This is a genomic window from Borreliella bissettiae DN127 (assembly GCF_000222305.1).
Classification (GTDB): Bacteria; Spirochaetota; Spirochaetia; order Borreliales; family Borreliaceae; genus Borreliella; species Borreliella carolinensis.
This window is the reverse complement of sequence record NC_015921.1, coordinates 706842-732860: the sequence shown is the minus strand read 5'-3', so window position 1 is coordinate 732860 and position 26019 is coordinate 706842. Positions and strand designations below refer to the sequence as shown.

Here is a 26019-nt window from a genome sequence, read left to right as displayed (position 1 = left end):
ATACAAAAAAAGGCAATATTAATCAATATCTCCCCCTGTCAAATAAAATTTATTAAAAATAACACTAGAAGCAGGCCCAACAACAGAAACTTCAGTGTCTAATGAACTAAGCTTTAATACTATATTTTCTTTATTAAGCTTTTTAATCTCTTCTTTTAACAAATCAAAAAAGGCTTTTAATTTAAAACTTTGACCATACAGTACTAAATAATTAAAATCAAGCATTCTTTGAATATTAATAATAATTATTGCCAAATATTTAACAGTATCTTGCATAATTTTATTTATAAAATCATATTTCTCATAAAGAGAAAAAATGTCATATATTGTAACCTTCTTCAATCTGCCTTCATACTTTTCATAAAGCTCAGGAATCTCCCCATTCATAAACTCTTTTGAAATCAATCTCTGCAAAGCAAAATTAGATATTAGCATATTAACACAACCCTTATTACCACAAGTTGGACAATTTTTTTCTCCCTCATAATCAATTATCATATGACTAACCATACCTGATTTATTATTAAAACCAGGATAAACATTGCCGCCTGACCAAATCGAAAGTTCAGCGGTATCTGTGTAGTCAAAAAACATAATATTATCTATATTTTTGCCCATAAATTCAGCAAGGGATAAATTTTTAACATAACTTTCAAGGTAAACTGTAAGCGAAAAGTATTCCTCAAGTATTCTCTTAACAGGAACATCTTTTTCAACCCATGCCCCATAACTATCATTAACAATACCTAATTCTTTATCCTTTATTAATCCTGTAATACTAAAGCCTAACCCAATAAACTTATCTCTTGAGAAATTATGCTTCCAAATAATTTCTATCATATGATCTTTTATTTTTTCTAAAATATCATAAGCACTAACTGGAGGCTCAAAAGAATGAGTCTCGCTTATTAAAACCTCGCATTTAAGATTAGCAATACCTATTTGAAAATAATTGCTAGAAATAATAACTCCCATTGAATACGCATAATCTTTATTAATATCAAGAAGTATTTCTTTTCGCCCATGTTTTTTAATATCAGACACCCTAGAACCAACTTCAATCAAAAGATTTTCTTTTATCATTTGATTAGTCAAAATAGTAACTGCAGCATTTGTTAAGGTCAACTTACGAGCCAGGTCTGTTCTTGAATATTGCATATTTTTCAAGCTAAGAAGAATTTTTCTTCTATTTCCGCCTCTAATTGAGACCATATTTTCACCCTGCATAATGCACCTCCTTTATTTTTAAAATAAAAAAATATTATAAAATATCATATTAAAAACCAATACAATATTTTATCTATTCCTAAAAGACAAAAATGCCTTTATAGGGCTAAAAAATATTTTACATCATAATATCACATTCATAAACTATCAAAAACTTAAAGCTTGACAAAAAAAGGAATAAAATCATTTTTACATAAAAACTCATCAATAAAAATTAATTGGGTTTAAAAATAATAAACACAAGAAAAGCCATTTTGCCTTAAAAACTAATAACTTTAACTTATTTTTTCCTTAAAATAAGAAAATTCCATAGTAAAACTACCTCTTCCTTTAGTAGAGCTTCTTAAAATAGAAGCATACCCAAAAAGTTTCTCAAACGCCGCCTCTGATTTTATCAAATCATACTCTCCAATATTGCTAACCGAATGAATAACCCCCCCTATAACATTTAGTGTAGAAATAATTTCTCCTGTATGCTCAATAGGTGTTCTAATTTCTAATAACATAATTGGCTCAAGTCTAATAGGATCTGATTTTTGGAAAATACTATGAAAAGCAAATCCTGAAATTGACTCAAAAGTACTCTCGCTAATTTTATTAGCACCACAAATAATAGAAAAAATGCTAACATTAATATCAACAATAGGGTATCCAAAAATTCCACTTACAAATGTGGCTGTAATTCCCCTCAATATTGCAGACTTAATTGCGGGATCAATACTGCATTCAAAATCAATTTTATTTCCCTCGCCCCGTAACAAAGGCTTAATGATCATTCCAATTTTAAAATCAATATTTTTACCACCAAAAATATTGTTAAATTCAAAAACTTCTTTCACAATTTTACCAGCACTTTCTCTGTAACTTACTTGAGGTTTTCCTGTATAAACATTAAGCTTAAATTCATCTTTAATTCTTGTCAAAATAATCTCAAGATGTAATTCGCCCATTCCAGATATAATCAATTGCCCTGTTTCTTTACTCTCAGAATAACTAAAGGTAGGATCTTCTTTGGATATTATTTCAAAAACTTCCTTTAACCTAACCTCATCTGATGATCTTTCAGGCTCAACAGACATTAAAACAACCGGCTCTGGAAACATAACAGATTCAAGCAAAACATTATTGTTTTCTTCAACAAGAGTATCTCCTGTAACAGAAAACTTTAATCCTAAAACAGCACCAATATCGCCTGCTTTTACAAAATCTATTTGTTCATTTTTATTTGAGAAAACTCTAAAAATTTTTGTAAACTTTTCACGCTTACCATTTGAAGCATTGATAATTCTTTTATTAGAATTAATTTCACCAGAATAAACTCTAACAAAATAAAGATGCGCAGCAATTACACTTGAATATTGAACTTTAAAAACAAGAGCCGATAATTTTTTATTTTCACTAGGATCAACTAAAATTTTTTTATTTGCATCTAAAGAAAAAGCACTAAAACTTTTTTCAAAAGGACTTGGCAAGTAGTCTACAATCGAATCAATCAAAGGCTCTATTCCAATATTTTTTAAACTAGTTCCCATTAAAACAGGAATAATAAATCTAGAAATAGTGCCTATTCTAATCTCTCTTTTAATAATATCTAAGCCAATCTCTTTATCTTCAAGAAATAATTGAGTAATTTCTTCACTAAATTGGCTAAGAATGTCTATTATTTTTTTTTTAAAAAGAATCACTTTTTCAACAAATTCTTCTCTAATTTGACTATAAATTAATTTTGGAATTCCATTTTCCATTGAAAAATGAAGCTCTTTATTTAAAAGAATATCAACCACTCCTTCAAAATTGCTTTCATTTCCAATTGGGATTTGCAAAACTAAAGGAATGGTTTGAAATTTATTTTCAATATCTCCCACAACTTTAAAAAAATCAGCGCCTATTCTATCCATCTTATTAACATAAGCAAGTCGTGGGATTTCATATTTTTCTGCCTGTTTCCACACAGTTTCCGTTTGGGCCTGAATCCCATCAACAGCACTAAAAATAACAACGCCCCCATCAAGAACTCTAAGAGATCTTTCAACTTCTGCCGTAAAATCAACATGTCCCGGAGTATCAATAATGTTTATTTGACAATCCTTCCAATGGCAAGTAATAGCAGCTGAACTAATAGTAATTCCTCTTTCTTGCTCTTGGGGCATCCAGTCAGTAATGGTGTTTCCCGAATCTACATCCCCCATTTTATGGCTTTTGCCAGTATAATAAATAATTCTTTCTGTGGTAGTAGTTTTGCCAGCATCAATATGGGCCATAATTCCAATATTTCTAATACTCATAAATCTCCAACACCAACTACAGCCTTAATGCAGATAAACTCATTAGTAGAAGTTAACCCTTTTAATAAAATTGTTATTTTGTATCGCACTCACAATACTTGCTTTCATGCTCATCATGACAAAAACAATTACAATTTTCAAGTATTGCCTTATGCATCCATAAATGCTTCTCAAGATCACTCATGATATCATCTATAATATTAGCTGTACCATAATCACCAGCAGTATCAAGCAATTTTCTCATTCCAAAAATATTTTTTAAAATCTCATCAATACTGCAAACAATGTTTTGCATTGAAGGCAAAAAATTTGAAGTTGATTCAATATCAAGCTCCTTAATAAAGGATTTTTTCATAAACTCAGAATATCTAAATTCAGAATCATATCCAAGCATTCTTGAGCGCTCTGCAACAACATCAATAATTTTTTCAATATATTCATAAAGATTTTGAGTTTTTTCGTGAACAACAAAGAAATTGGTATCTTTTATATTCCAATGAATACCTCTTAAATTAGAATAAAAAATATGCAAACTTGCTAACAATTCTTGTAATTTTAATTGTATTGCTTCTAAATCATCCTTTTTTATATAGCTTAAATACTTTTCCATAATTATCTCCTTTATATAATCATTATAATACATAATGAGATATAATTATAATTTTAATACTATAATAAATTAAAAGGATATTTAATGGAAAAATTGTTTTTAATTTTTATATTGTTTTTATCTCAAGCATGCAATTTAAACACAATGCACCAAATAAATACAAAAGAAGATATGAAAATCCTATATTCAGAAATTGCTGAATTGAGAAAAAAGCTAAATCTAAACCATCTAGAAATAGATGATACCCTAGAAAAGGTTGCAAAAGAATATGCTATTAAACTGGGAGAAAACAAAACGCTAACTCATACCCTTTTTGGCACAACCCCAATGCAAAGAATACATAAATATGACAACTCCTTTAATTTAACAAGAGAAATACTGGCATCAGGAATTGAACTTAACAGAGTGGTTAATGCATGGCTTAATAGTCCAAGCCACAAAGAAGCTCTTATTAATACAGATACCGATAAAATAGGTGGCTATAGATTAAAAACAGCTGACAATATAGATATATTTGTAGTTCTTTTTGGAAAAAGAAAATATAAGAATTGACACCATTAAAGCTTATACTGTATACTACTTATTAGTAGTAAAAGGGCTCATAGCTCAGTTGGTCAGAGCGCCTGCCTTACAAGCAGGATGTCGGGAGTTCGAATCTCTCTGGGCCCAAAAATAATCTAAACCTCAATTACTTTTAGTTCTAAAAGTAATTTTACTTTAGAATTTTTAAGCATATTATTTAATTCTTTTTGCACTGTGTTAGCTTTTCTTAGGCTTTCAAAAAGAAAAATAAACGCCCCCCCTTTACCAGCGCCACTCAACTTACCAGAAAGAGCACCCAATTTGATCCCCCTACTTATCAGCCAATCGAGAGTATCATTAGACAAACCCAATCGCTTTAAACAATATTGTGCAACATTCATTTCATTAGCTAAAGAATACACATCTTTATTCTGAAAAGAAACATAAGAGTTGCTTACAGAAAGGCCAAGTTTTTCAATAAAAACAAATAAATCCGCATTGGATAATAGATGTTTTTTCAAATTGAGAATTATTTCTTTAGTTGTTAAATCTCTTTTTATTGCTCCTATTAAAAAATAAAAACCAGAATCTTTTATTCTTTTTGAATGCAAAACATCTTCTTTTTTCTCTAAATAAAAAGTTCCACCAAGATCAATTAGTCTAATATCCATTCCAGAAGATTTGCCGTGAAAAATATTTTCAATTTGATTTGCCAACAAAATTTTATTACAATCTCTATATTCAAAATGACTTGTAATATATTCTGCAAAGCATAAACTAAGACTGGCAGAAGAGCCAAGACCAACTCCAATAGGAATTTCAGAAACTATAGCAAACTCAATCGGATTAACTTTACTATAATTTGAAACAATAAAACTTATAAGGCCATTTAATCTCTCGCTGGACTTTCCTAAATATCTCCAATTTTTAGACACACTATAAGCCAGTTCCATATAAATTGGAACTGTAGCTCCAATAACTGGAAACCCATAAACAGCACTATGTTCTCCTAAAAACAATATTTTAGCGGGCTTTCTTATTTTTAACATTCATCACTTTCAAGCTTAATGCCTTCATGCTCTAAAACAATTGGAATAATTTTTGACAAATCAAAAGCTTTAATATTGGGCCTGTAAACTAAAAAAGTTTCATTTCCGGCTCCCAAAGCTTTAATCAAATCACACTGACCCAAAAGGTGATCAAAACCTGAAGACAAAGCTGCCGAAACTCCTATTGCCTCTCCTATTGCCAATCCCAATTCTTTAGCCCTTCTTAAGCTAGAAATTAATGCAGAATTAGAATTTCTAACATTTAAAACAAGTTTTTTCATCTCCAAATTGCATTTCAATATAAAGTCTAAAATAGAATCTCTATGTTTATTGTATTTGTAAATAGAAGTAGTGGTTTTAACAGCTTGCAAACCTCGCATCAAATAAAAATCATTAAACTCTAAAGCGCCTAGCTGCCTGCATTTAGGATCAAAACCACCTTCAAACTCAATAACACCCCCAAAAATACTAGTAGCAATATCATATCCACTACCTATTCCTCCTTGAGAATGCCTGTAAGCTTCTAAACAATATTTAAAAATTTTAACCTTATCAACAACATTGGTGGCATTATAAATTAAAAAAAGCCCACAAACTATGCCAATAGCAACAACAGCACTTGAGCCAAATCCCCTTTTAATTCCATCATTAAAGAAAAAATTACTTGTATCAATATATATATCATATGCAAAGCTGTCTAGATTAAAAAAACAATTTTGACTTAAGTAAGAAAACATTTTAAAAACAAAATCGTTTCTATTTTCTATTAAAGAAAAATCGTCTATCTTTTTCTTTTTGCTAAAAAACCGCCAAGAATCGCTCTTTTTAAAAGAAAAAAATGCTCTCTTGTTGATGGCAATTGCCAACCCCAATCCCTTTTCCTCTAAAATAGTATATTCCCCCATTAAAAGCAAATTTCCGGGTACAGAAAAACTAATCAAATCCATTCTAAGCCACGCCCAACCTTTGAAACAATAAAATCAATGCCAGTAAAATTTTGCTTAAGTCCTTTTAAAATAGTATTTAAATTTTTCTCCAAACAAATAAACTTTACTTGGGGCCCCGCATCCATTGTCTCAAATACAAAAATACCCTCATTTCTCAAATCAGCAGCATACCTAATTAAATCTATTGTACTATTTTTAAAATAAAAAATAGAAGATGCAAACATTAAGGCAAACATATTCTGATAACTTTTTACAATGGTTGCTCCAAAACGCATAAAATCTTTTTTTAAAAAAAAATATAAAGCATCTTTAAAAATCTTTTTACTAGAAGCAATCCAAGCATCATAATAAAATTCATGGCGCTTGCAAATATTCATTGCAACTCTTGAAGACAATTCTTTTTCATTACTATCAATTATGGCAAATATTATTCGCAAATCATTAAAATAAGATTGATCTCTTAATTGAAAAGATTCTTTTGAACCCTCTTTTAAAATAGTAAACCCCCCGTAAATAGCTCTTGAAGCAGAAGCTGATCCTACTCTTGCAAGATTAGATGCGCTATTACAAGAATATTTATTAAAATATTTCAAAATACAAGCAGCAATAGAGGCAAAACCCGAACTTGAACTTGCAAGACCCGCTGCTGTTGGAAAATTGTTTTTACTTTTAATTTTAAATCTAACATTCGGTTCATTTAGAATTTTTCTTGCATAATCAAAAAACACCTTTTCTCTATTTTTTAATATAACTGGCTTTGAATTTAAAATTATTTCATCTCGATCTGAAAGTTCAAGCTCACTTATTGAACAAAACTTATCAACACTAACAGCAAGACTAGAAGTGGCTGGAATGTTTAAAAAAGCATCCTTCTTGCCCCAATATTTAATTAAAGCCAAGCTTGCATGAACTTTACACTTTATTTTCATTCTCCAACCTTATTTTCTTTAAAATTTCAAAAGCAAAATCAAAAGAATAAATATTCATTCTTTCCATTTCTAATAATATTTTGTCTTTCTCAAAATCAGAAATATTATATTTTGTTTTTAAAAGGTAGAGTATTTTATTAAAATGCAATCTCATGTGACCCTTTTGAATTCCATTAAATGCAAGAGCTCTTAATGCTGCAAAATTACTAGCAAGTCCAACACACGAGAGAATACCAATAAATTCGCTCTTACTATTTACATTCATAATTCTAAAACTTAAAATCGAAGCTTCACTAAAAGATATAACCCCGCCCTTAGTTCCAACTTGCAAAGGAATTTCAATTTCTCCAACCAAAAAATTATCAGTCGTATAAAATTTACTAAGGGGAAGATATTTGCCGCTTTTTGAAGCAAATCTATGAACAGAAGCCTCAAGAGCTCTTGTGTCATTAAAAGTTGCAAGACATACCCCTGTAATTCCATTCATAATGCCTTTATTATTAGTAACGGCTCGCTCCTCCTCGTGAAAACCTATACTAGAAATAAGTTCAATTTTTTTAGCCAAATTCCAAGAATCCTCTTTGCCTGGTAGCAAATGTTTAAAATCTAAAACAAAGCGGGCTTTGGCTGTAAATTCACTAATATCATTGCTTAAAACTTTTAAAACACACTCATATCCTAATTCTAAAAAAATAAACTCTGCTACGCGCTCTGCAATTGAGTTTAGCAAATTAGCGCCCATAGCATCACAAGTATCCACATAAAGATTTAATTTTTGAATACCAAGCTCTTTAATGTACCTGGTTGACAACCTTCTAAACCCACCCCCCCTTTGATTCATATTGATTAAAAGGGGTTCAGCCCAAGTTTTGATTTTATCACCAAGATCAACAAAAATTTTACTTAAATCTTTTTCCGATTTTATATAAATTTGAGAAATTCCCAGCACTTCACCCAAAGAATAACTCAAATCAGCATTTTCAAGAATCTTTGCCGCAAAATTTAAGGCAGCAACAACAGAAGGCTCTTCTGTTGCAATTGGCAAAGAATAATATTTGCCATTTATTTTCAAATTTTTTACAATTCCAATAGGAAAAGATAAATATCCAATATAATTTTCTATCATATTAAAAAGAAAATCTTCATTGGAATTATTATAAAAAAAATCTTTAAAAGATAATCCCAAAAAACTTTTTATCTCTTGCCTTTTTTCTAAAACACTTTTATGTCTAAAATTTTCACTAAGTTCCATAAAACTGTTTAAAGACTCCAAGTTCATCAAGCAAATAACTACTCAAAAAATACTTATTATTTCTAAGTTCTGATAAAGTTTTGCTTCCACTTAAAAACATAGACATTTTTAAAACATGCTCATAATCTGAAAAAAGATTAAATACAGCATCTTCTCCTGAATTATAAAAAGCCCTAAGAACAGCTGCTGCAACACCTATAAGTCTAGCTCCAAGGGCAATGCCTTTAGCAATATCCATACCTGTCTCATATCCACCAGATGCAAAAATATTGGCCCTTAGAGAATCATCAACACTAAGTAAAGTAAAAATCGAAGGAATTCCCCAATCAGAAAAACAAGACGCAATGTTTAAATTATTGCCCTTAATGCCTTCTACTAAAATCCAATTGGTTCCACCACTCCCCGCAAGATCAATATAAGAAACGCCAAGACGGAATAATTCCTTAACGTCTTTTGGTGAAATCCCAAAACCTGTCTCTTTTACAATCAATGGAATACTTAAAAAGTCAGACAATTTGGCTATTGACTTTCTTATTCCTTTAAAATTTCTATCTCCATTAACATTCATCAATTCTTGTCCTGCATTAAGATGAACAATAATTGCATCAACTTCCAATCTTTTGATCATTTCAGCTATTTTAGAAATACCAAATTCAACAATCTGAACAGCGCCAATATTGGCAAATAAAGGAATATTATGAGCATACCTTTTAAGAGCAAAGTCTCTTATGTACTCGGGATACTTAAACAAAAGCTTAAAAGAACCTAAGCCCATAGGAATTTTTAAATAATTTGCAATTCTAACTAAAGATTTATTAAAGTCATTACCTTCTTTACTGCCTCCTGTCATGGAAGAAATAAAAACAGGCATGCTAATATTGTATCCAAATATCTCTTCTTTTGTGTTTATCTCAGAAAAATTAAAATCACTAAGAGCATTATGTTTTAGCTTAATAAACTTTAAGAAATTGCAGCTACTTTTAACATCGTTTTTATTTAAACAAATCTCAATATGCCTTTTTTTATTTTCCAATATATTAGGCTCGATACCCATAAACTCGGTATCCATCATTCCTTAATTCTTTCAAATAAAATCCTCTGGATTCACCAGGAACTATTTTATTTTGAAAAAAATCTTTATATTCTTCAAAATTTGCATTATTTCTGGTTTTTATAAGCCCATCAAGATCCCATAATTTAACAACATCAAAAGCGCCCTCTTCAATGGTAAGTTCATAAATAATCATAATATTGCCAGACCCATAAGAACAAAACAATATCTTTTCCCCTGTAATGTCTTTCTTGGAAAATACTCTTTTTAAATAAAATGCTAAAGATAGAAAAATTGAACCCGTATACAAATTTCCTACTTCCATAGCAGCTTCAACACCATCGTAAAAATCTATTGACTCTAAATAAGCATTTCTAACAGATTCGTCATCACTATAATATTTTTTCAAAATATAATGCATTGAATCTATTGGCATTTTAGCAAAAGGAACATGCAAAACAAACCTATAATTAGAAAATAAATCTTTCATGCTAAGTTGCTTTTTGAAAGCAAAATCTCTTAAAGCATTCTCATTTGCATTATTGTAACATTCAACTGAATATTGACCTCGCACCTTAGCTTCAACACTTCCAAAAGGCCTAAAAAAATCATCAACATCATCGGTATAAACTCCAAATTCAGATAAATTGATCGAAAGTATCTTCGGATTTTTTTCAATCAAAATTGCAGTTGCACCAGCTCCTTGGGTAATCTCAGCCGTAGTAAGATTGCTATAATGCGCAATATCTGAAGAAAAAACTACGCCATATTCAGAATCATTAGAATGACTCAAAACACTTGCCACAGTGTGCAAAGACATAGCGGCCCCAGCACACGCATGCTGAACCTGGAAAGTTAGAAAATTATTTCCTAGATAAATACCAGATTGCCTTAAAGCTCCAAAAACATAAGAAGAAATGGCCTTTGAATGATCAACGCCGGTCTCAGTTCCACCCAAAAGCATTCTAATTTTGCTTAAATCAAGATTATTGTTGTCAAAAATAAGCTTAACAGCCGAACTTGCCATAGTTACACTATCCTCATTAGGTCTAGTAAACCTAAAACCTTTTTGCAAGGTTACATCTATTGCTCTATTGATTTTTTTAAAAAAAACTTCATTAGAAGAATATAAAGGATTTTCCAAAAGAATAGAAAAATCTAAATAATTTAAAGGTAAAAAAATTCTAATATCACTAATACCTATTTTCATATATTCCTCAATGCATTATTAACTTAGATATTATATTATAATTTACAAAAATTATCAAAATCTTATATAATAAAACCTAAAAATGGAAGTTTATGAAAATAGCCGTACTTTTATCTGGAGGGGTTGACAGCTCTGTTGCCCTTTATAAAATTATAAATAAGGGATATTCAAATATAAAATGCTACTATTTAAAAATTTGGCTTGAAGATGAACTGTCTTATATTGGAAACTGCCCTTGGCAAGAAGACTTAAATTATGTTGAAGCTATATGCAATAAATTTAATGTACCGTATGAAATAATAAACTTTCAAGAAGAATATTATAACAAGGTAGTAAGCTATACTATTGAAGAACTTAAAAATGGCAATACCCCAAGTCCAGATATTTTTTGTAATCAAAGAATTAAGTTTGGAGCATTTTTTGAAAAAATAAATAGCCAATATGATTTGGTTGTAACAGGACATTACGCCAAAATACAAATAAAAGAAGGCAATTTTTTTTTAAAACAGGCAAAAGATAAAATTAAAGACCAAAGCTACTTTTTATCTCATCTCTCTCAAAAACAAATGTCAAAACTATACTTCCCCTTAGGCACATTGCTTAAAAGCGAAGTAAGACAAATAGCTAAAAACATAAATTTACCCAACAAAGACAGAAAAGATAGTCAAGGCATTTGCTTTTTAGGAAAAATTAAATATAACGAATTTATCAAATATCATCTTGGCGAGAAAAAGGGAAATATAATTGAAAAAGAAACAGGAAAAATAATAGGAATTCACAACGGATATTGGTTTTTTACAGTTGGACAAAGAAGAGGAATAAAGCTTAGCAACGGGCCATGGTTCGTTATAGAAAAAGACCTAGAAAAAAATATTATATATATATCCCATAACGAAAATTATTTAAAACAAGCAAAACGCAAATTTTTAGTTCATGAAATACATTGGATAAACGATATACCTTCAAATTTTGAAAATTTTAAAATTAAGATAAGACATGGAGAGAAAAAATACTCATGCAAATTAAAACTTATTACAAATAACTTAATGGAAATTTCTTTAAATAAAAAAGATAATGGACTCTCTCCAGGGCAATTTGCAATTTTTTACAAAAATACAAAATGCCTGGGGGGTGCTAAAATTTTTAAAATTATAGAATAATAATCATATAAAAAGTAAGTAGAAGCTTTAAAATTTCTACTTACTTTTCGATCTTAAAGTAATCAACAGATTCTTTTAAATCTTTTACACTCTCTAACATTTTTTCAGACATTGCAGAAAGCTCTTCACTGCTTGAAGCTGTAGTCTGAACTAGCTGACTAACTTGCTCTATTGCATTTTTAAATTGCTCTATTTGAACACTTTGCTTAGAGCTTTCATTAGAAATATTTTTCACAAGTCTGGCCGTTTGCTCCATGCCAGGAACTATTTGTTCAAAATTTTCCCCAGCACGACTTGCAACAGTTAAGCTTCTGTTTGCAATATCAATAATCTCTCTTGCTGATTCTTTGCTTTGATCCGCAAGCTTTCTAACCTCAGCAGCTACCACTTCAAAACCCTTGCCCTTCTCTCCCACTCGTGCAGCTTCAATCGAGGCATTTAAAGCAAGTAAATTAGTTTGTCTTGTTATTTCATCAATAATTCCAATTTTTTCAGTAATTACAGTCATCGCCTCAATAGCTTTAACAACAGATTTATGCCCCTCTTTAGTCCTTTCATTAGTATTAACAGCAATTTTTTCAGTAGTAGATGCATTTTCAGTATTCTCAGAAACACCTTGTGATATTTGCTCAATATTTGCTGTCATTTGCTCTAAAGTAGAAGCCTGCTCAACAGCGCCAGAGCTTAAATTTTGACTTGCATTTGCTATTTGAATCGCATTTTCATAAAGGTAATCTAGATTTTCAATGACCCCTTTTGCAACTGAAGAAAAATTGGTTCTCAATTGTTCAAGACCTTCGTACAAGCTATAAAGCTCTATGCTATCCCATTTGCCAAAATTAACATCAGCAGTAAAATTACCAGAAGCAAGTCGTTCAGAATATTCTAATATCTTATTCAAAGAAGAACTTAACTTTTTCACAAGATAAAGAGTTGCAATAGCAAGAATAAACAATGTAAATGCAAAACTAATACCTAAGATTATAGACGTGGCTCGTGACATGTAATAAAAATCATCTTCCGAAATTCTCATTAAAAGAATAAATCTATTATTAGACAATTTTAATAACACCTTTTGACTAATTCCCACATATTTCTTACTGCTATTAGGATCATAATAATAAATAGTTGAAATTTCTTTATTTTTTTGTAATAAATCTTCAGATGTTTTCTTAATAATATTAGAATAAGAAGCACTAATATCAGTCAAAACATCACCAGGCAGTACTGTATGATGAACCAATAATCTACCCTTAGTATCATAAGCTAACGCACGACCGCTAGAGAGTATCCCAAAATTAATTCCTCTAAAAGACCTATATATATAATCCATTGAATAGAAAAAAATAAAATAACCAAAAATATCGCCTGTTTCAAAATCTCTTAATGGTATGCCTATTAATATGTAAGGAATCTGGCCTTTTTTATTTTTTATCTTAGAAATATCTTTAACCAAAGACTCCTCAATAGACCCAGGATCTGTCAACATAACAAAGGAATTGTAAACAATACTTTGAGACTCTTTAAGTTTTGTAAAATATTCTCTATCTCCAATAGATTTGCCAAAATCACTATTATCCTTAACGGCCGAAGTAAAAATTATTTTACCTTCTTTGTTTGTAACCATCATATTACTACCGGTTTGAATAAGCATTTCAGATTGATCTGAAATAAAACTCAACCTTTTGGATTTAATTTTACTAGCCTCATTAAATTTTTCAGCAGAGTTGAAATACATGGAACTAACCCTAACTTTCTCTTCCATTGAAGAAATATAAAGGTTGAAAGAATTTTTAATGTTTCCAATAAGATTCATCATAAGATCAAACTGCTGATCTACCAATTTACTATTAATCAACATTCCAAAAATAAAAAACAGAATTGATATAAAGAATGCTATAAGAATAAGAACAAGTAGCAACATCCTAGCTTTCAGCTTCATACTAACCACCTCTTTCACAAAAAATAAATTCTAAAACTCTGAAAAATCATCATCAAAATTTAAATTCTTATCAGCAATATCGATAGCTTTTTTAGGGTCAACTCGCTTGTTAATAGTTCTTACAGAGGACTCGCTCTCAATATCTAAAGAATTATTATTTCTATTACCATTTAAATTTGAAACCTCATTACTTTTTAAATTTGGATTTTCATCTTTAAAAGAATTATCAAGACAATCCATTAACCTAAAATCATATTCATCATCTTCTAAATTCTCAATTGTAGAATCTTTAATTTTGAAAAATAATACAGATTTTCTAAGCTCTTTAGATTTTTCTAACATTTTGTCGGACATGCTAGAAAGTTGCTCGCTGCTTGAAGCCGAAGACTGAACAACTTCTCCAACCTGGTCTAAAGCCATTTTAAATTGAGCAATCTGATCACTCTGCTTAGAGCTACCTTCTGAAATCTTCTTAACAAGATTAGCCGTTTCTTCAATTTCGGGTAACATCTCTTTAAAAATCACTCCTGCTTCGGTTGCTACTTTAGAGTTATCTTCAACCAACTCTCCAATCTCAAGAGCCGAAATTTTACTCAAATCAGCTAACTTTCTAATCTCACTAGCCACAACAGCAAACCCCTTTCCTTCATCACCGGCTCTTGCAGCTTCAATAGCAGCATTCAAAGCAAGCAAATTAGTCTTTCTGGCTATTTCTTCAATAACACTAACTTTCTCTACAATATCTTGCATAGCAATAACAGATTCTTCTACAGCCCTACCACCTATTTGAGAATTTTCATTTGTCTTTAAAGCTATTTGTTCTGTTTCATAAGAATTATTAGCGCTCATATTTACGCCTGAGGCTATTTGCTCAACATTAGCTGACATTTCTTCAAGAGCAGATGCCTGCTGTAACGCACTAGAACTTAAATTTTGGCTTGAACTGGCAACTTCTAAACTTGCCTTATTTACATAACTAATATTTCTTAAAACACTTGCAATCGCTACAGAAATAGCTTTTTTCATTTTCACAACCTGAAGACTCAACATTCCAAGCTCGTCAAAAAAACTATCATCATCAAGGGCATAATCTTTATCTAAATTACCCTTAACCATATCTTGAACTAAAACTCTAATTGAATTTAAACGAAAACTAATAATCTTATCTATTCTCATTAAAAGAACAAGACTTAACACAGCAATACCTAAGAGAGAATATAAAAGATACTGAAATTTTAGACTAGATATTACTCCGTAAATATCTTTATAAGGAAGCCGAGCAATAAGTACTCCGCTCTTCTCTCCTAACTTACTGCTTATGGGTAGCAGTGCATAGTAGCACTCTTCTCCCATTTCGGATAAAAATATTTTATCAATAGTGTAAACCGAAACTTCAGTAGGAATATTTGACAAAAGAGGTGGTTTAGAAAAAACATCTTTAAGGGTATTTAAAAATTTAGAACTAACTCTACTAGTTTCATTGTACTCTTCAAAAGGATTGACTGCTATATTATTAGGATCCACATAAATAAAATTGCCTCTCTTATAAAAACCGAATCTAAATCTATCAAAACTATCTGCTAAAATATCATTAAGCAGATATCCAGCCAAATACCCACAAACAAGTTTGTCTTCTGGAGAGTATACAGGTACAATTATTGCAAAAGCCTTTTTTTCGCTTTGTCTAGACCTAATAGCAACTTCCGCGGATATTCCTTCAGAAAGATTTGAATACCAGCCTATAAATTTTAATTGGTTTTGCCTATAATCCTCAACAGCTCTTTTAAAATAATTAGTATTGGCCTCAGAATGACCAAAATCCATATTATTCTCATGCCTTGTGCTAACAATTATTCTCCCTTCAAAATCAAAAAAAGCGAATTCTTCAAAAAAGGTATCATTTTTAAGATTGGACATAAAATTGTATAAGTATTGTCGATATTTTTTGCTCACCTTTACAGAATCAATAACAAATTTTGAATTTTTTCTTAAATCTATCAATTCAGACTCAGAGAAATCTTTTCCTCTATTCTCAGAAATTGCAAATTCTGATATGGTTTCGAGTGCCAAATTTGAAGCTGCACCATTGATTATGACATACAAAGTATCTAAAAAAGATTGCGTAGAAAAAGCTGCCCTTCTTACTTGTGCCCTTGTAAGCTGCTTATAATAATCTTCTAAATAACCGCATAAAACAAAATTAAAAATCATGGAAAAAAGTAACAGTATAAAAATTAAAAACAATAATAAAAATCCAACAAACCTGTATTTAAGCTTCAACAACATAATAAACTACCTCACAAATCATCTACTTATTTAATCAAATAAACTCAAGACCAAAGGGTATCAAAAAAAAACTTACAGCAAAAAATCAAAAACTCTTAAAAAATTAAAAGAATTTTCACAATATGAAAAACAAATTATAAGCTATTATTAATTGCTAATGCTTTTTATAGGGTATTCCTAAAAACTTAGGTGCATAATTTCTTTTTGAAAAAAAGATAAGACTTAAAATAATAATTAAATATGGAGTAATAACTAATACTTTGGGAGGTATTATTAAAGACAAAAAGGGAGATTGAGCTAAAACAATTGTCAAAGTTTTCACAAATGAAAATAAAAAACTGCCAATTAAAACTCCCAAAGGCGTCCATTTCCCAAAAATTAACATTACAATAGCAATAAAACCTTGTCCGCCCGTAACCCCTTGCACATAACTTGATGCAACCACTGTTGTAAGAACAGCGCCTGAAACCCCCGCTAAAAACCCACTCAAAAGAACACAAAAAAATCTAATTTTATTTACACTAACTCCAACAGACTCTAATACCTCTGGATTTTCACCACTAGCATTAATTCTAAGCCCAATTTTAGTGTATTTGAAAACAATATGAAATAAAGCCACACTTAGGATTGCGATGTATACGGAGTATCTTTTACCAAAAATCTGGAAGATAAAAAATGTTTTGCTTAAAATTCCATCAAAAAGTATCGGCAACTTTATTTCTATAGGCGGAGTTGAAATAGAAGAAAAAATCAAAGTACTTATAAAAACAGCAATAGCGGGTCCTAAAAAATTAAGTGCCATTCCGGTTATAATTTGATCTGATTTTAAAAAAATTGTAAAAACAGCATGCAAAACAGCAAGCAAAAGCCCTGCTAGCCCACCAACAAAAATTGAAAACAATGGATCATTTGTAAAATATGCAACTGTAGCTCCTGAAAATGCTCCTATTGTCATTATTCCTTCAAGTCCAATATTAATAATTCCACTTTTTTCACTTATAAGACCCCCAAGACCAGCTAAAATTAAAGTTTGAGAATTTATTAAAGTTTCACTAATCAAGAATATTATTATATTTGACACCCTTAACACCTTTTAAAACAATTTTATTTAAAAAATAGCTAGCAGAAATTACAAGAACAATTATTCCCATCATCAAAGATACAATTGAAGATGGAAGCCCCATTAAACTTTGAACCCTACTGCTTCCATAAAGCAATATAGAAAAAAGAATGCTGGAAAATATTATGCCAATTGGAGAATTGTTTCCCATAAGAGAAGCGGCTATTCCATTAAAACCAATTCCCTCCATATAAGAAAGCTTAAATATGGCTTTATTAACACCCATAATTTGAATAGCCCCAGCAAGACCTGCAACAGCTGCTGAGAGAAACATTGAAAAAATGAGCACAGCTTTTACATTAATACCCATACATCTTGAAGCTTCAATATTACTTCCTGTGGCATTTATTTTAAATCCAATAATAGTTTTATTAAGCAAAAACCATATTAAAATAGCAAAAAATATGCCTAAAATTATTCCAAAATGAAGAGGCGCTTTTAAAAGTTCATTAACAAAAGGATGAGAAGACCTATAAGCAAGCCCTTCCGGGGAGAGCTTCCAAGAACCTAAAAAATCAATATATGCACTTTCTTTAATGGGTTTTGAAAAATCACTATTATCTCTTTTGATAAAACTAAAATCTAAAATTATATTGTTCAAATGGAATAATATCCAATTAAACATTATTCCTGAAATCACTTCGCTAATATTAAATTTAGCTTTTAAATATCCAATTAAAATTCCTAAACTACCTGACGCTATAAAAGTAATAATAAAAATAACAACTACATGTAAAATTGGGGGCAAATCAAGTAAAATTGATGCTATTAAAGCAATAATAGATCCTAGTATAAACTGACCTTCAACCCCAATATTAAAAAGACCCGCTTTTAAAGAAATGCCAATAGAAAGACCTGTAAAAATCAAAGGAGCTGCATAACTTAAAACATAACCTAAATGCTTGGGAGAAGAAAATATAATATCTAATATTATAAAATACATTCTAAAAGGAGAATGACCAAGCCCCATCACCACTAGCCCAACAATTAAAAATCCCACAAATAGCGCAAACACACTAACAAATGCTGAAGAATTTAAAAATTTCAACATAAATTTACTAAATACGTTTTTACTAATTTTCATTTAGCTTAAACCTATCATCATTTTACCAATAACATCAACATCAAAATTGTCCTCTAAAATACCCACTATCCTTCCACTATGCATTACAGCTATCCTGTCACAAACATTAACAAGCTCATCAAGCTCAAGAGAAACCAATAAAACAGATCTGCCGGCATCTCTTTGCTCTATTATTCTTTTGTAAATATTCTCAACAGCCCCAACATCAAGGCCTCTTGTAGGCTGAATAGCTAAAAGAATATCTGGCTCTAAACTAATCTCACGAGCAACAATAACTTTTTGCTGATTGCCTCCAGATAAATACTTTACCTTGCTCAAAATATCTCTTGGCCTAATATCAAAATAACTTACAAGTTGATTGCTCAATTTTTTTAAAATATTAAGATCAAACCCCACAAATTGTCTTTTAACTTTATCAAATTGTCTTTTAATAAAATTGAAAAGATTGAATTTTAAATCAAAATTACTCTTTGAATGAATTTTTTTTAATTTCAAATAATTAGGACAGTCAAAACTCTTAAGCCCAATATTTTGCATAACATTGAATTCTAAAATAAGGCCGTGTTTCTGCCTGTCTGAAGGAATACTTCCAATTTTTTTATCTATTCTTTGTTTAATCGTTAAACCTTTTAAAGATTCCAAACTCCCCGAAGAATTTTTTTTCAAAATATCACCTTTAAATATGCTTTTCAAACCCAAAATTGCATCAACTAAATCTTCCTGACCACTTCCTTCAATACCTGATATTCCAAGAATTTCTCCATTTCTCAGATCAAGATTAACGTCTTTAACTTTTAAAACTCCTCTCTCATCTTTAACACTTAAATTCTTTATTTCAAGAACATTAAAATGATTTTCAAATTTAATTTTAGAGGATCGAAGTGCAACTTCTTTTCCTATCATTAATTTTGTAAGATCTCTGTCATCAATCTCAGCAATATTAACAGTTTTAACAACCTTCCCAAGACGCATAATTGTACATTTCTTTGCAATAGATCTAATTTCTTTTATTTTATGAGTAATAAGTATTACAGTATGACCTTCTTGAGTGAGTACCTTTAAAATATTCATAAAATCATCAACTTCACTTGGAGCAAGCACTGCTGTAGGTTCATCAAAAATAATAATATCTGCATTTCGATAAAGAACTTTCAATATCTCTATTTTTTGCTCCATTCCAACACTCAAATCTTCAACCCTTTTTTCTAAATCTATCTTTAAACCATACTTTTCCGAAAGATAACTTATCTTTTTTTTGGCTTGCTTGTAATCAAGAAAACCAAATTTTGAATTTTCATATCCTAAAATAATGTTCTGAACAGCGGTAAATTGCGGAATTAACATAAAATGTTGGAAAACCATTCCAATCCCATTTCGAATAGCCTCGCTTGAATCTTTAAAGCTTATTTCTTGACCTTTTAAAATAATTCGACCACTATTTACTTGATGAACCCCATAAATGGTTTTCATTAAAGTGGTCTTTCCAGCACCATTTTCTCCAAGAATAGCGTGAACTTCGCCGGCCTTAAATTTAATAGAAACATTATCATTGGCAACAAAATCGCCATAACTTTTTGTAATATTTTCCAATACTAGTACATCTTCTTTCATTAAGCTTTAGCCCTAATAAATATCAAACAACTGACTTACAATATTCTATTCTAATGAAATATAATAAAACTTAAAATTTATATTTTCAATAGCATTTTAAATTTTAAAAAACAAAATAAATTATTTATAAAAATTAACTGCTAGTAAATAAAAAATGCTTAAAATATAAAAACCTTAATAAAGAGAACAAATTAATGCTAAAATAATATAATAAGTAAACCATTATAAAAGAGAGTACTATGAAAATCAAAGCCTGCATTTTTGATATGGATGGAACCTTGGTAAATAGCATTATGGATATTGCATTCTCAATGAATTCTGCTCTTTCAAACTTAGGATACAATCAAATAGAACTAAGCAAATTTAATGCTCTTGTTGGTAAAGGATTTAACATGTTTGTAATAGACACTCTAAAGCTATTATCTCTTGAATATAATAATACCAATCTACAAGACAAACTTTACAAAGAATTTGTAAAAGAATACAATAAAAATCTTTCATCCCAAACACAACCATACGAAAATATAAAAACCCTTCTAGAAACTATGAATAAACTTAATATTCCAATTGGAATTTTAAGCAATAAAAACCACGAAGAATTAATAAATTTGGTAAAAAATGTTTTTGGAAATATATTTTTTTTTGAAATCAGGGGTTATTCAAAAAAATTTCCGCCAAAGCCAGATCCTGAGAATGCCCTTGATATGATATTAGAATTAAATGCCCGAAAAAAAGAAATTGCATATGTTGGAGACAGCGATGTAGACATGCTAACTGCACTAAACGCTGGATTTGTGCCAATAGGGGTTTCTTGGGGATTTAGAAGTGTTCAAGAATTAAAAGAAAGTGGAGCAAAACACATAATACATAATCCACTTGAACTATTGGATCTAATAAAATGAATGTAAAGCCATATTTCCCTTATCTATATCATTATCTATTCAATCATGAAAGCATAAAAAGTTTATCTGCTATAGAAAAAGAAATTGAAATGCTTAGCTATTTAAAAGAAAATAAAAAAACTATTGCCACATTCATCAAAAATGATTTTGAATCAGAACTAAAAGACCTGATTCAATACGTCAAAGATAAAACAGATATAATGATTACCCCATTTGTTTTATCTGGCATTGAAGCTATTGACTTTAACATTGTAAAGCCTCTTTTTAGCAAAGAATTGACAAAAAACGACTTAAATTTAATATTTAACTTTGTCAAAGTCAATTCATCTTTAAGAAAAGAATTCTTTTATAATTTTAATACTATAAGCAATGGATACATTACTTTTTATATAAACAAACTATTTGAAGGAAAAAACTCTTATACAATATATTTAATACAAAAGGAAAATAAAGCACTTTATTCATCAGACATCATAAAAAATTATATAAAGATATTACTTCTCTTAAAAGTATTGGTAATCAAATATTGCTTTGAAAAAGGAATAGAGCTTACTACTAAAAATATTGAATCCACTTCAAAAGCAATAAGCAATGATACCGATTTTCTAGACGAAAAAACGGCCAAGCTTATAATTGAAAGCTTTTTTAAGTATGAAACTTTACAAACAATGTCTCCAATTTCAACATTAATTGCTATTTTTTCAGCCAGATCAAGAACTCCAAAATACAAAAACAACCCGATTAAAGGTTTTATTGGATATGATGAGAGTTGGTTTTCAATAAAACAGTCAGGCTCTAAAGAATATGATTCAAGAATAATTAAAGAATTATTAGAAATAGCTAAGGGAAATAAATGGTAAAAAAATTTTCAATTTTCTTAAAAGCAATAATAATTTTTTCAATATTTGAACTTTTAATCGAAGAACTCTCAATAATTCTTTTTTTACCATACAAAATACGATTTGCACTAATATTTATTGGTTTTCTATTTGACACAATTTTTATTTTTATTTTTTTATACAAAATAACCAAAGCCTATCTTTCCCAAAGATTAGAAATCTACGTCAGAAACAATCTATTCTTTGATATAATTCACTGCCTTATCCCTTTAGCATTTTACAGTTCATATCAACTTAAAAACATAATTACCGCTCATGAAACAATATTAAATCCAATAATGCTATCACTTTTCAAATTAAGATTTTTAAGACTTCTTAGGTTTAACGACCTAATAATAGAAATATATTACAATTCAAAAGAAAAGAACCTAATACTAATAGCATTTGCTAGGACGTTTTCAATGAGTTTATTAATACCATTTACATTTTTTATAATAATATCAAGCTCAAAAATTGTAAATTCAATACCAGAAAAACAAGAATTTAATATTATTAAAAATATATCAATAATAAATGAAAAAGCTTACATTAAAGAAAAATATCCCTTCATCTTAATAATCAAGGAAAAAGATGACATAATATACTCAAAATCAGACGAAATATTTGTTTACTACAGTCCTAGTGAATACAGAGTAATAGAAATAGAAAAAACAAAATTTTATATAGATAAATATTTGCAAAGAAAAAGCGATTCTATTCTTGGAATTTTTCTATTTACATTGTTTGCATCATTTACTATTTTTTTAATGAATTTTTATAAATTTTTTAAAGCAAGCTTTTTAAATCCTATTATTTTAATGACAAAAATTTTACAAGACCCATTAGAATATCGAAAAATTCAAATTCCTTTTACTTTAAGCGAAGAAAAAGTATATGAACTTGCAAAATCATTTAACAATATTTTACTAAAAGAAAAACTAAACTCAAAGCGAAAAAGCAAAATACCTTTAGAAATTGAAAAAGTAAAAAAAATAATTAATAAAAACCAGGAAATAAAATGAAAATTCAAATAATCACAGCACTACTTACATTGTTGAATTTTTCAATTAATGCTAGACTTTTGGATATCTCAATTGAAAAAAGAGCAAACGAAGAAATAAAAAAATATTCGTCTTACAATTTAATTTTAGAAAAAGAATACTACACCAATCTTCCAACAAGTGAAATAGAAAAAAATATTTATAAACTAACAGAACATTTTGTACAAAGCATAATGCTAAATAAAACTAACTACGGCCTATTAAATTCAACCTACAAAGAAGCAAATAAATATCTAATTCAAAGCGAACTTATTGATAAAAAATTTTTAAAATATAAAATATTTAAAATTAAAAATATAAATGGAATTTTTAAAAGCTATTCATTGTTATACACAAAAAAAGGATTTTACAAATTAGAGCTTTACATAGAAAATAATACAGAACCTTTAAAAATATTCAACCTTAACATTACTTATTTTTTAAAGAATTTAGATAAAATAAGTAATGAAATGATTTTTTTCCCAAAGGAATGAAAATAATAAAATTAAAGATTGAACTTTTTTTATAAATAATTTATTTAACAAATACAGACATAACTCTTTGAAGAACCTTTGCCCTATCTAAGGGTTTAACAATAAATGTTTTTGCTCCTTTTATTAAGCAATCCTTAACTAATTGTTCTTTGCCTAAAGCAGATATCATTATCACTCTAGCATTTTTATCAAATTCCATAATATTAGAAAGACAAGTTATTCCATCCATTTTGGGCATGGTAATATCAAGAGTGACAATATCAATATTGGGGTAATGATTCTTGTACTTTATCACAGCCTCCTCTCCATCAGCTGCCGTATCAATAATATTAAAACCCTCTGATGTAAAAATTTGAGTAAGTTGCTTTACGGTAAACACAGAGTCATCAACAATTAAAACATTAAAAGGAATACCTGTATCATAATTAATTCCTCTAGGTTTAGATGAAGAATCTGCAGCAATTGTAGTCTTTTGGATCATATTAACCTCTCTTTTCTAATAAAAAGAATTTTTTTCATATCAAACCCTCTCTCTTATTGCAATATTAACTTCTATAATTTTACCATCAGGCAAAGAAAAAGGAACAATTAAAGCCTCAGAACCTTTATTACTTATTTTCATATTTTCTCCATAAATAAAAGCTGGGGGAGTTATATCAAATACAAAACCTTTGGCATGCAAAGTAGTAACAAAATTTCCAGCAATAATGTTGCCAACCTCAGTTAGAGTTGCGGCAACCATCTCTTTTGTTTCCTCATCATCAAAATCATCATACTCTTCAAAATTTAACTTAGAAGCAACAAAAAGAGCTGTGTCTATATCCATATCAATAATTATACTACCCTCAACAGACCCAGCAAGCCCCACTATCACAGAAACACCTTTTATCTTTTGATTTATTGACTTAAGCCCGGGTTTACCCATTTCTATATTTTCAACAAGCAACATATCTCTTAAAACCGAAGAAGCAGCATCCAAAAATGGCTCTATATAATCTATTCTCATTAATTTCTCCTTTAGACTTTCCTGTACAAGTTAAAATACTTTGTGGATTTCTCTTTTATAAAAACATCATTATTTTTAAGCTCTTCGTTATCTCCCAAAACCAAAAGAGCCCCTTTAATAGCTTTGGAAGCAATGATATTTAAAATCAAAATCTGATTTTCACTATCCAAGAAACATAAAACATCTTTTAAAAAAACCATTCCCAAATTATCAGGCAAATCTGAAAAAAGAGCATCGGAATATTCAAACAAAACATTACTTAGAATTTCTGACTTAAATTTATAAACTCCAGGGCTTTGTTCAAAAGAGTTTCTACGATAAATTTCACTAATACCAATTTCTGACTCTGAAAACATCAACCTAGAAGTTTCAACAACTTTTGATAAATCATTATCAATAGCTGTTAGCTTAAACGGTTTTACATAATATTCAAACAAGGCATTAGCTAAAGCCATAGTCTCTTTTCCACTGCCACAACCAATTTCCAATACATTGAAAATAGAATTTAAGTTATCCATAAAATTTAAGTGACTCTCAACAATCTCATTTTTAAATTCTTCCAAACAATCAGCTCTCCATAAATTTCCTGATGATTTTGAATAAAATTCATTTAAAAAACTATCGTAAGGCAAGTAATCAGCATCAACCATATTAAATTTTACTCCAACTTTTTCCAAAAACACATCACTTACCAAAGAAGCATTAAAAGAGTATTTCAAAAGATTTCTTTTAATACTTTCCAAATTAAAAGTTGCAAGATTGTTTAGAGTTGAATTTTCATTATTATTATCATTTTTTGAAGAAACATTACTAGAAACATCACTCTTATCATTCTCTAGTATATCTAAATTGTCACAATCGCTTACAAAGTCGCTTTTTTCAACAAGATTTTGATCAGATTTTAATAACTTTTCTTCCTCACCATAATTAAAAATTTTAAAAACATTAAGAAGTATATAAAGCTTTTCATTATAATCTACAACACCTTTTATATAGTTTATTAAAGAATCCTGAGATAAAACTGGATGTGGATCTTGAATAAGGCTAGAATCTATTGAAAAAACATTATTAATTTTATCAACAATTACCCCTATAAGAAGATCTTCGTTTTTTAAAACCATAATATCTTCAATATCTTTTTTATTAAATTCTAAATTAAACATTATTCTAAGATCTATAATAGGAATTATTTCGCCCCTTAAATTATCAAGCCCGGCTACATACTTTTTGGCATTTGGAACATAAGTAAAATTACTAGATTTTCTAATTTCTTTAACCTGCATAATGTCTACTAAATAATGATCCGATCCAAGCTCGAAAGAAACAACTTTAAAATCAAAATTGGTTAATTTAGAATTGCAATTTTTATCATCTGAGATTTTGGGTCCAAAATAAATTTCTTTTATCTGCACAA

At 29.4% G+C, this 26019-nt stretch carries 23 protein-coding genes and 1 tRNA gene; 7 read left to right on the top strand and 17 right to left on the bottom strand.

The window, feature by feature from the left end; genetic code table 11:
* Window positions 1-18 precede the first annotated feature (18 nt).
* From badR to BBIDN127_RS03455, 3 genes are all read right to left on the bottom strand, one after another.
* Complete coding sequence (gene badR / locus BBIDN127_RS03465) at window positions 19-1227, bottom strand: host adaptation transcriptional regulator BadR (RefSeq protein WP_014023906.1); 1209 nt, start codon at window positions 1225-1227, stop codon at window positions 19-21.
* A gap of 275 nt (window positions 1228-1502) precedes the next feature.
* Entirely contained in the window at window positions 1503-3512 is a 2010-nt protein-coding gene (gene fusA / locus BBIDN127_RS03460) for an elongation factor G (RefSeq protein WP_014023905.1), read from the bottom strand.
* A 73-nt stretch (window positions 3513-3585) separates the two neighbouring features.
* Window positions 3586-4122 carry a Dps family protein gene (locus tag BBIDN127_RS03455; protein WP_014023904.1) on the bottom strand — a complete coding sequence of 179 codons (537 nt, stop codon included), beginning with the start codon at window positions 4120-4122 and terminating at the stop codon, window positions 3586-3588.
* Between the two features lie 84 nt (window positions 4123-4206).
* Between BBIDN127_RS03455 and BBIDN127_RS03450 the strand changes: the two genes are divergently transcribed.
* Window positions 4207-4674 carry a BB0689 family surface lipoprotein gene (locus BBIDN127_RS03450; protein WP_014023903.1) on the top strand — a complete coding sequence of 156 codons (468 nt, stop codon included), beginning with the start codon at window positions 4207-4209 and terminating at the stop codon, window positions 4672-4674.
* Window positions 4675-4717: 43 nt separating this feature from the next.
* A tRNA-Val gene (locus BBIDN127_RS03445) sits at window positions 4718-4791 on the top strand.
* An 8-nt stretch (window positions 4792-4799) separates the two neighbouring features.
* On the opposite strand, the gene mvk is transcribed toward BBIDN127_RS03445, so the two are convergent.
* The 6 genes from mvk to BBIDN127_RS03415 are packed head-to-tail and all read right to left on the bottom strand — an operon-like array spanning window position 4800 to window position 11082.
* Entirely contained in the window at window positions 4800-5693 is an 894-nt protein-coding gene (gene mvk, locus BBIDN127_RS03440) for a mevalonate kinase (protein ID WP_014023902.1), read from the bottom strand.
* Window positions 5687-6640, bottom strand: a complete 954-nt coding sequence (locus BBIDN127_RS03435; RefSeq protein ID WP_014023901.1) for a GHMP family kinase ATP-binding protein — start codon at window positions 6638-6640, stop codon at window positions 5687-5689. The genes mvk and BBIDN127_RS03435 overlap by 7 nt, the downstream gene beginning before the upstream one ends.
* The gene (gene mvaD / locus BBIDN127_RS03430; protein WP_014023900.1) at window positions 6631-7569 is read right to left on the bottom strand and encodes a diphosphomevalonate decarboxylase; all 939 of its coding nucleotides are present in this window, start codon (window positions 7567-7569) and stop codon (window positions 6631-6633) included. The genes BBIDN127_RS03435 and mvaD overlap by 10 nt, the downstream gene beginning before the upstream one ends.
* A complete protein-coding gene (locus tag BBIDN127_RS03425) occupies window positions 7553-8821 on the bottom strand; it encodes a hydroxymethylglutaryl-CoA reductase, degradative (RefSeq protein ID WP_014023899.1) in 1269 nt (422 codons plus the stop codon). Before BBIDN127_RS03425 ends, mvaD begins: the two co-directional genes overlap by 17 nt.
* Complete coding sequence (gene fni, locus BBIDN127_RS03420; RefSeq protein WP_014023898.1) at window positions 8811-9875, bottom strand: type 2 isopentenyl-diphosphate Delta-isomerase; 1065 nt, start codon at window positions 9873-9875, stop codon at window positions 8811-8813. Before fni ends, BBIDN127_RS03425 begins: the two co-directional genes overlap by 11 nt.
* The gene (locus BBIDN127_RS03415) at window positions 9859-11082 is read right to left on the bottom strand and encodes a hydroxymethylglutaryl-CoA synthase (RefSeq protein ID WP_014023897.1); all 1224 of its coding nucleotides are present in this window, start codon (window positions 11080-11082) and stop codon (window positions 9859-9861) included. Before BBIDN127_RS03415 ends, fni begins: the two co-directional genes overlap by 17 nt.
* A 92-nt stretch (window positions 11083-11174) precedes the next feature.
* On the opposite strand from BBIDN127_RS03415, the gene mnmA reads away from it, so the two are divergent.
* Window positions 11175-12242: a tRNA 2-thiouridine(34) synthase MnmA gene (gene mnmA, locus BBIDN127_RS03410; RefSeq protein WP_014023896.1), complete on the top strand. Its 1068-nt coding sequence runs from the start codon at window positions 11175-11177 to the stop codon at window positions 12240-12242.
* Between the two features lie 40 nt (window positions 12243-12282).
* On the opposite strand, the gene BBIDN127_RS03405 is transcribed toward mnmA, so the two are convergent.
* The 5 genes from BBIDN127_RS03405 to BBIDN127_RS03385 all read right to left on the bottom strand — a co-directional run bounded on the left by BBIDN127_RS03405 (window position 12283) and on the right by BBIDN127_RS03385 (window position 20285).
* Window positions 12283-14184 (bottom strand): methyl-accepting chemotaxis protein, encoded by a 1902-nt coding sequence (locus tag BBIDN127_RS03405; protein ID WP_014023895.1) that lies wholly within the window; start codon window positions 14182-14184, stop codon window positions 12283-12285.
* A gap of 30 nt (window positions 14185-14214) precedes the next feature.
* On the bottom strand, window positions 14215-16470 hold the full coding sequence (locus tag BBIDN127_RS03400) for a methyl-accepting chemotaxis protein (protein WP_014023894.1): 2256 nt from the start codon (window positions 16468-16470) through the stop codon (window positions 14215-14217).
* A gap of 154 nt (window positions 16471-16624) precedes the next feature.
* Window positions 16625-17551: an ABC transporter permease gene (locus BBIDN127_RS03395; RefSeq protein ID WP_014023893.1), complete on the bottom strand. Its 927-nt coding sequence runs from the start codon at window positions 17549-17551 to the stop codon at window positions 16625-16627.
* Entirely contained in the window at window positions 17523-18674 is a 1152-nt protein-coding gene (locus tag BBIDN127_RS03390; RefSeq protein WP_014023892.1) for an ABC transporter permease, read from the bottom strand. Before BBIDN127_RS03390 ends, BBIDN127_RS03395 begins: the two co-directional genes overlap by 29 nt.
* Window positions 18675-20285: an ABC transporter ATP-binding protein gene (locus BBIDN127_RS03385; RefSeq protein ID WP_044054974.1), complete on the bottom strand. Its 1611-nt coding sequence runs from the start codon at window positions 20283-20285 to the stop codon at window positions 18675-18677.
* A gap of 239 nt (window positions 20286-20524) precedes the next feature.
* Between BBIDN127_RS03385 and BBIDN127_RS03380 the strand changes: the two genes are divergently transcribed.
* The 4 genes from BBIDN127_RS03380 to BBIDN127_RS03365 are packed head-to-tail and all read left to right on the top strand — an operon-like array spanning window position 20525 to window position 23599.
* The gene (locus BBIDN127_RS03380) at window positions 20525-21187 is read left to right on the top strand and encodes an HAD family hydrolase (RefSeq protein ID WP_014023890.1); all 663 of its coding nucleotides are present in this window, start codon (window positions 20525-20527) and stop codon (window positions 21185-21187) included.
* Window positions 21184-22047, top strand: coding sequence for a hypothetical protein (locus BBIDN127_RS03375; RefSeq protein WP_014023889.1), 864 nt, complete (start codon window positions 21184-21186; stop codon window positions 22045-22047). Before BBIDN127_RS03380 ends, BBIDN127_RS03375 begins: the two co-directional genes overlap by 4 nt.
* Complete coding sequence (locus tag BBIDN127_RS03370; protein ID WP_014023888.1) at window positions 22041-23087, top strand: hypothetical protein; 1047 nt, start codon at window positions 22041-22043, stop codon at window positions 23085-23087. The genes BBIDN127_RS03375 and BBIDN127_RS03370 overlap by 7 nt, the downstream gene beginning before the upstream one ends.
* Complete coding sequence (locus BBIDN127_RS03365; RefSeq protein ID WP_014023887.1) at window positions 23084-23599, top strand: hypothetical protein; 516 nt, start codon at window positions 23084-23086, stop codon at window positions 23597-23599. Before BBIDN127_RS03370 ends, BBIDN127_RS03365 begins: the two co-directional genes overlap by 4 nt.
* Window positions 23600-23639: 40 nt before the next feature.
* On the opposite strand, the gene BBIDN127_RS03360 is transcribed toward BBIDN127_RS03365, so the two are convergent.
* The 3 genes from BBIDN127_RS03360 to BBIDN127_RS03350 are packed head-to-tail and all read right to left on the bottom strand — an operon-like array spanning window position 23640 to window position 26017.
* The gene (locus BBIDN127_RS03360; protein ID WP_002557259.1) at window positions 23640-24080 is read right to left on the bottom strand and encodes a response regulator; all 441 of its coding nucleotides are present in this window, start codon (window positions 24078-24080) and stop codon (window positions 23640-23642) included.
* 39 nt (window positions 24081-24119) lie between these two features.
* Window positions 24120-24605 carry a chemotaxis protein CheX gene (locus BBIDN127_RS03355; protein WP_014023886.1) on the bottom strand — a complete coding sequence of 162 codons (486 nt, stop codon included), beginning with the start codon at window positions 24603-24605 and terminating at the stop codon, window positions 24120-24122.
* Window positions 24606-24616: 11 nt separating this feature from the next.
* Window positions 24617-26017 (bottom strand): CheR family methyltransferase, encoded by a 1401-nt coding sequence (locus tag BBIDN127_RS03350; protein WP_014023885.1) that lies wholly within the window; start codon window positions 26015-26017, stop codon window positions 24617-24619.
* Between the last annotated feature and the right edge of the window lie 2 nt (window positions 26018-26019).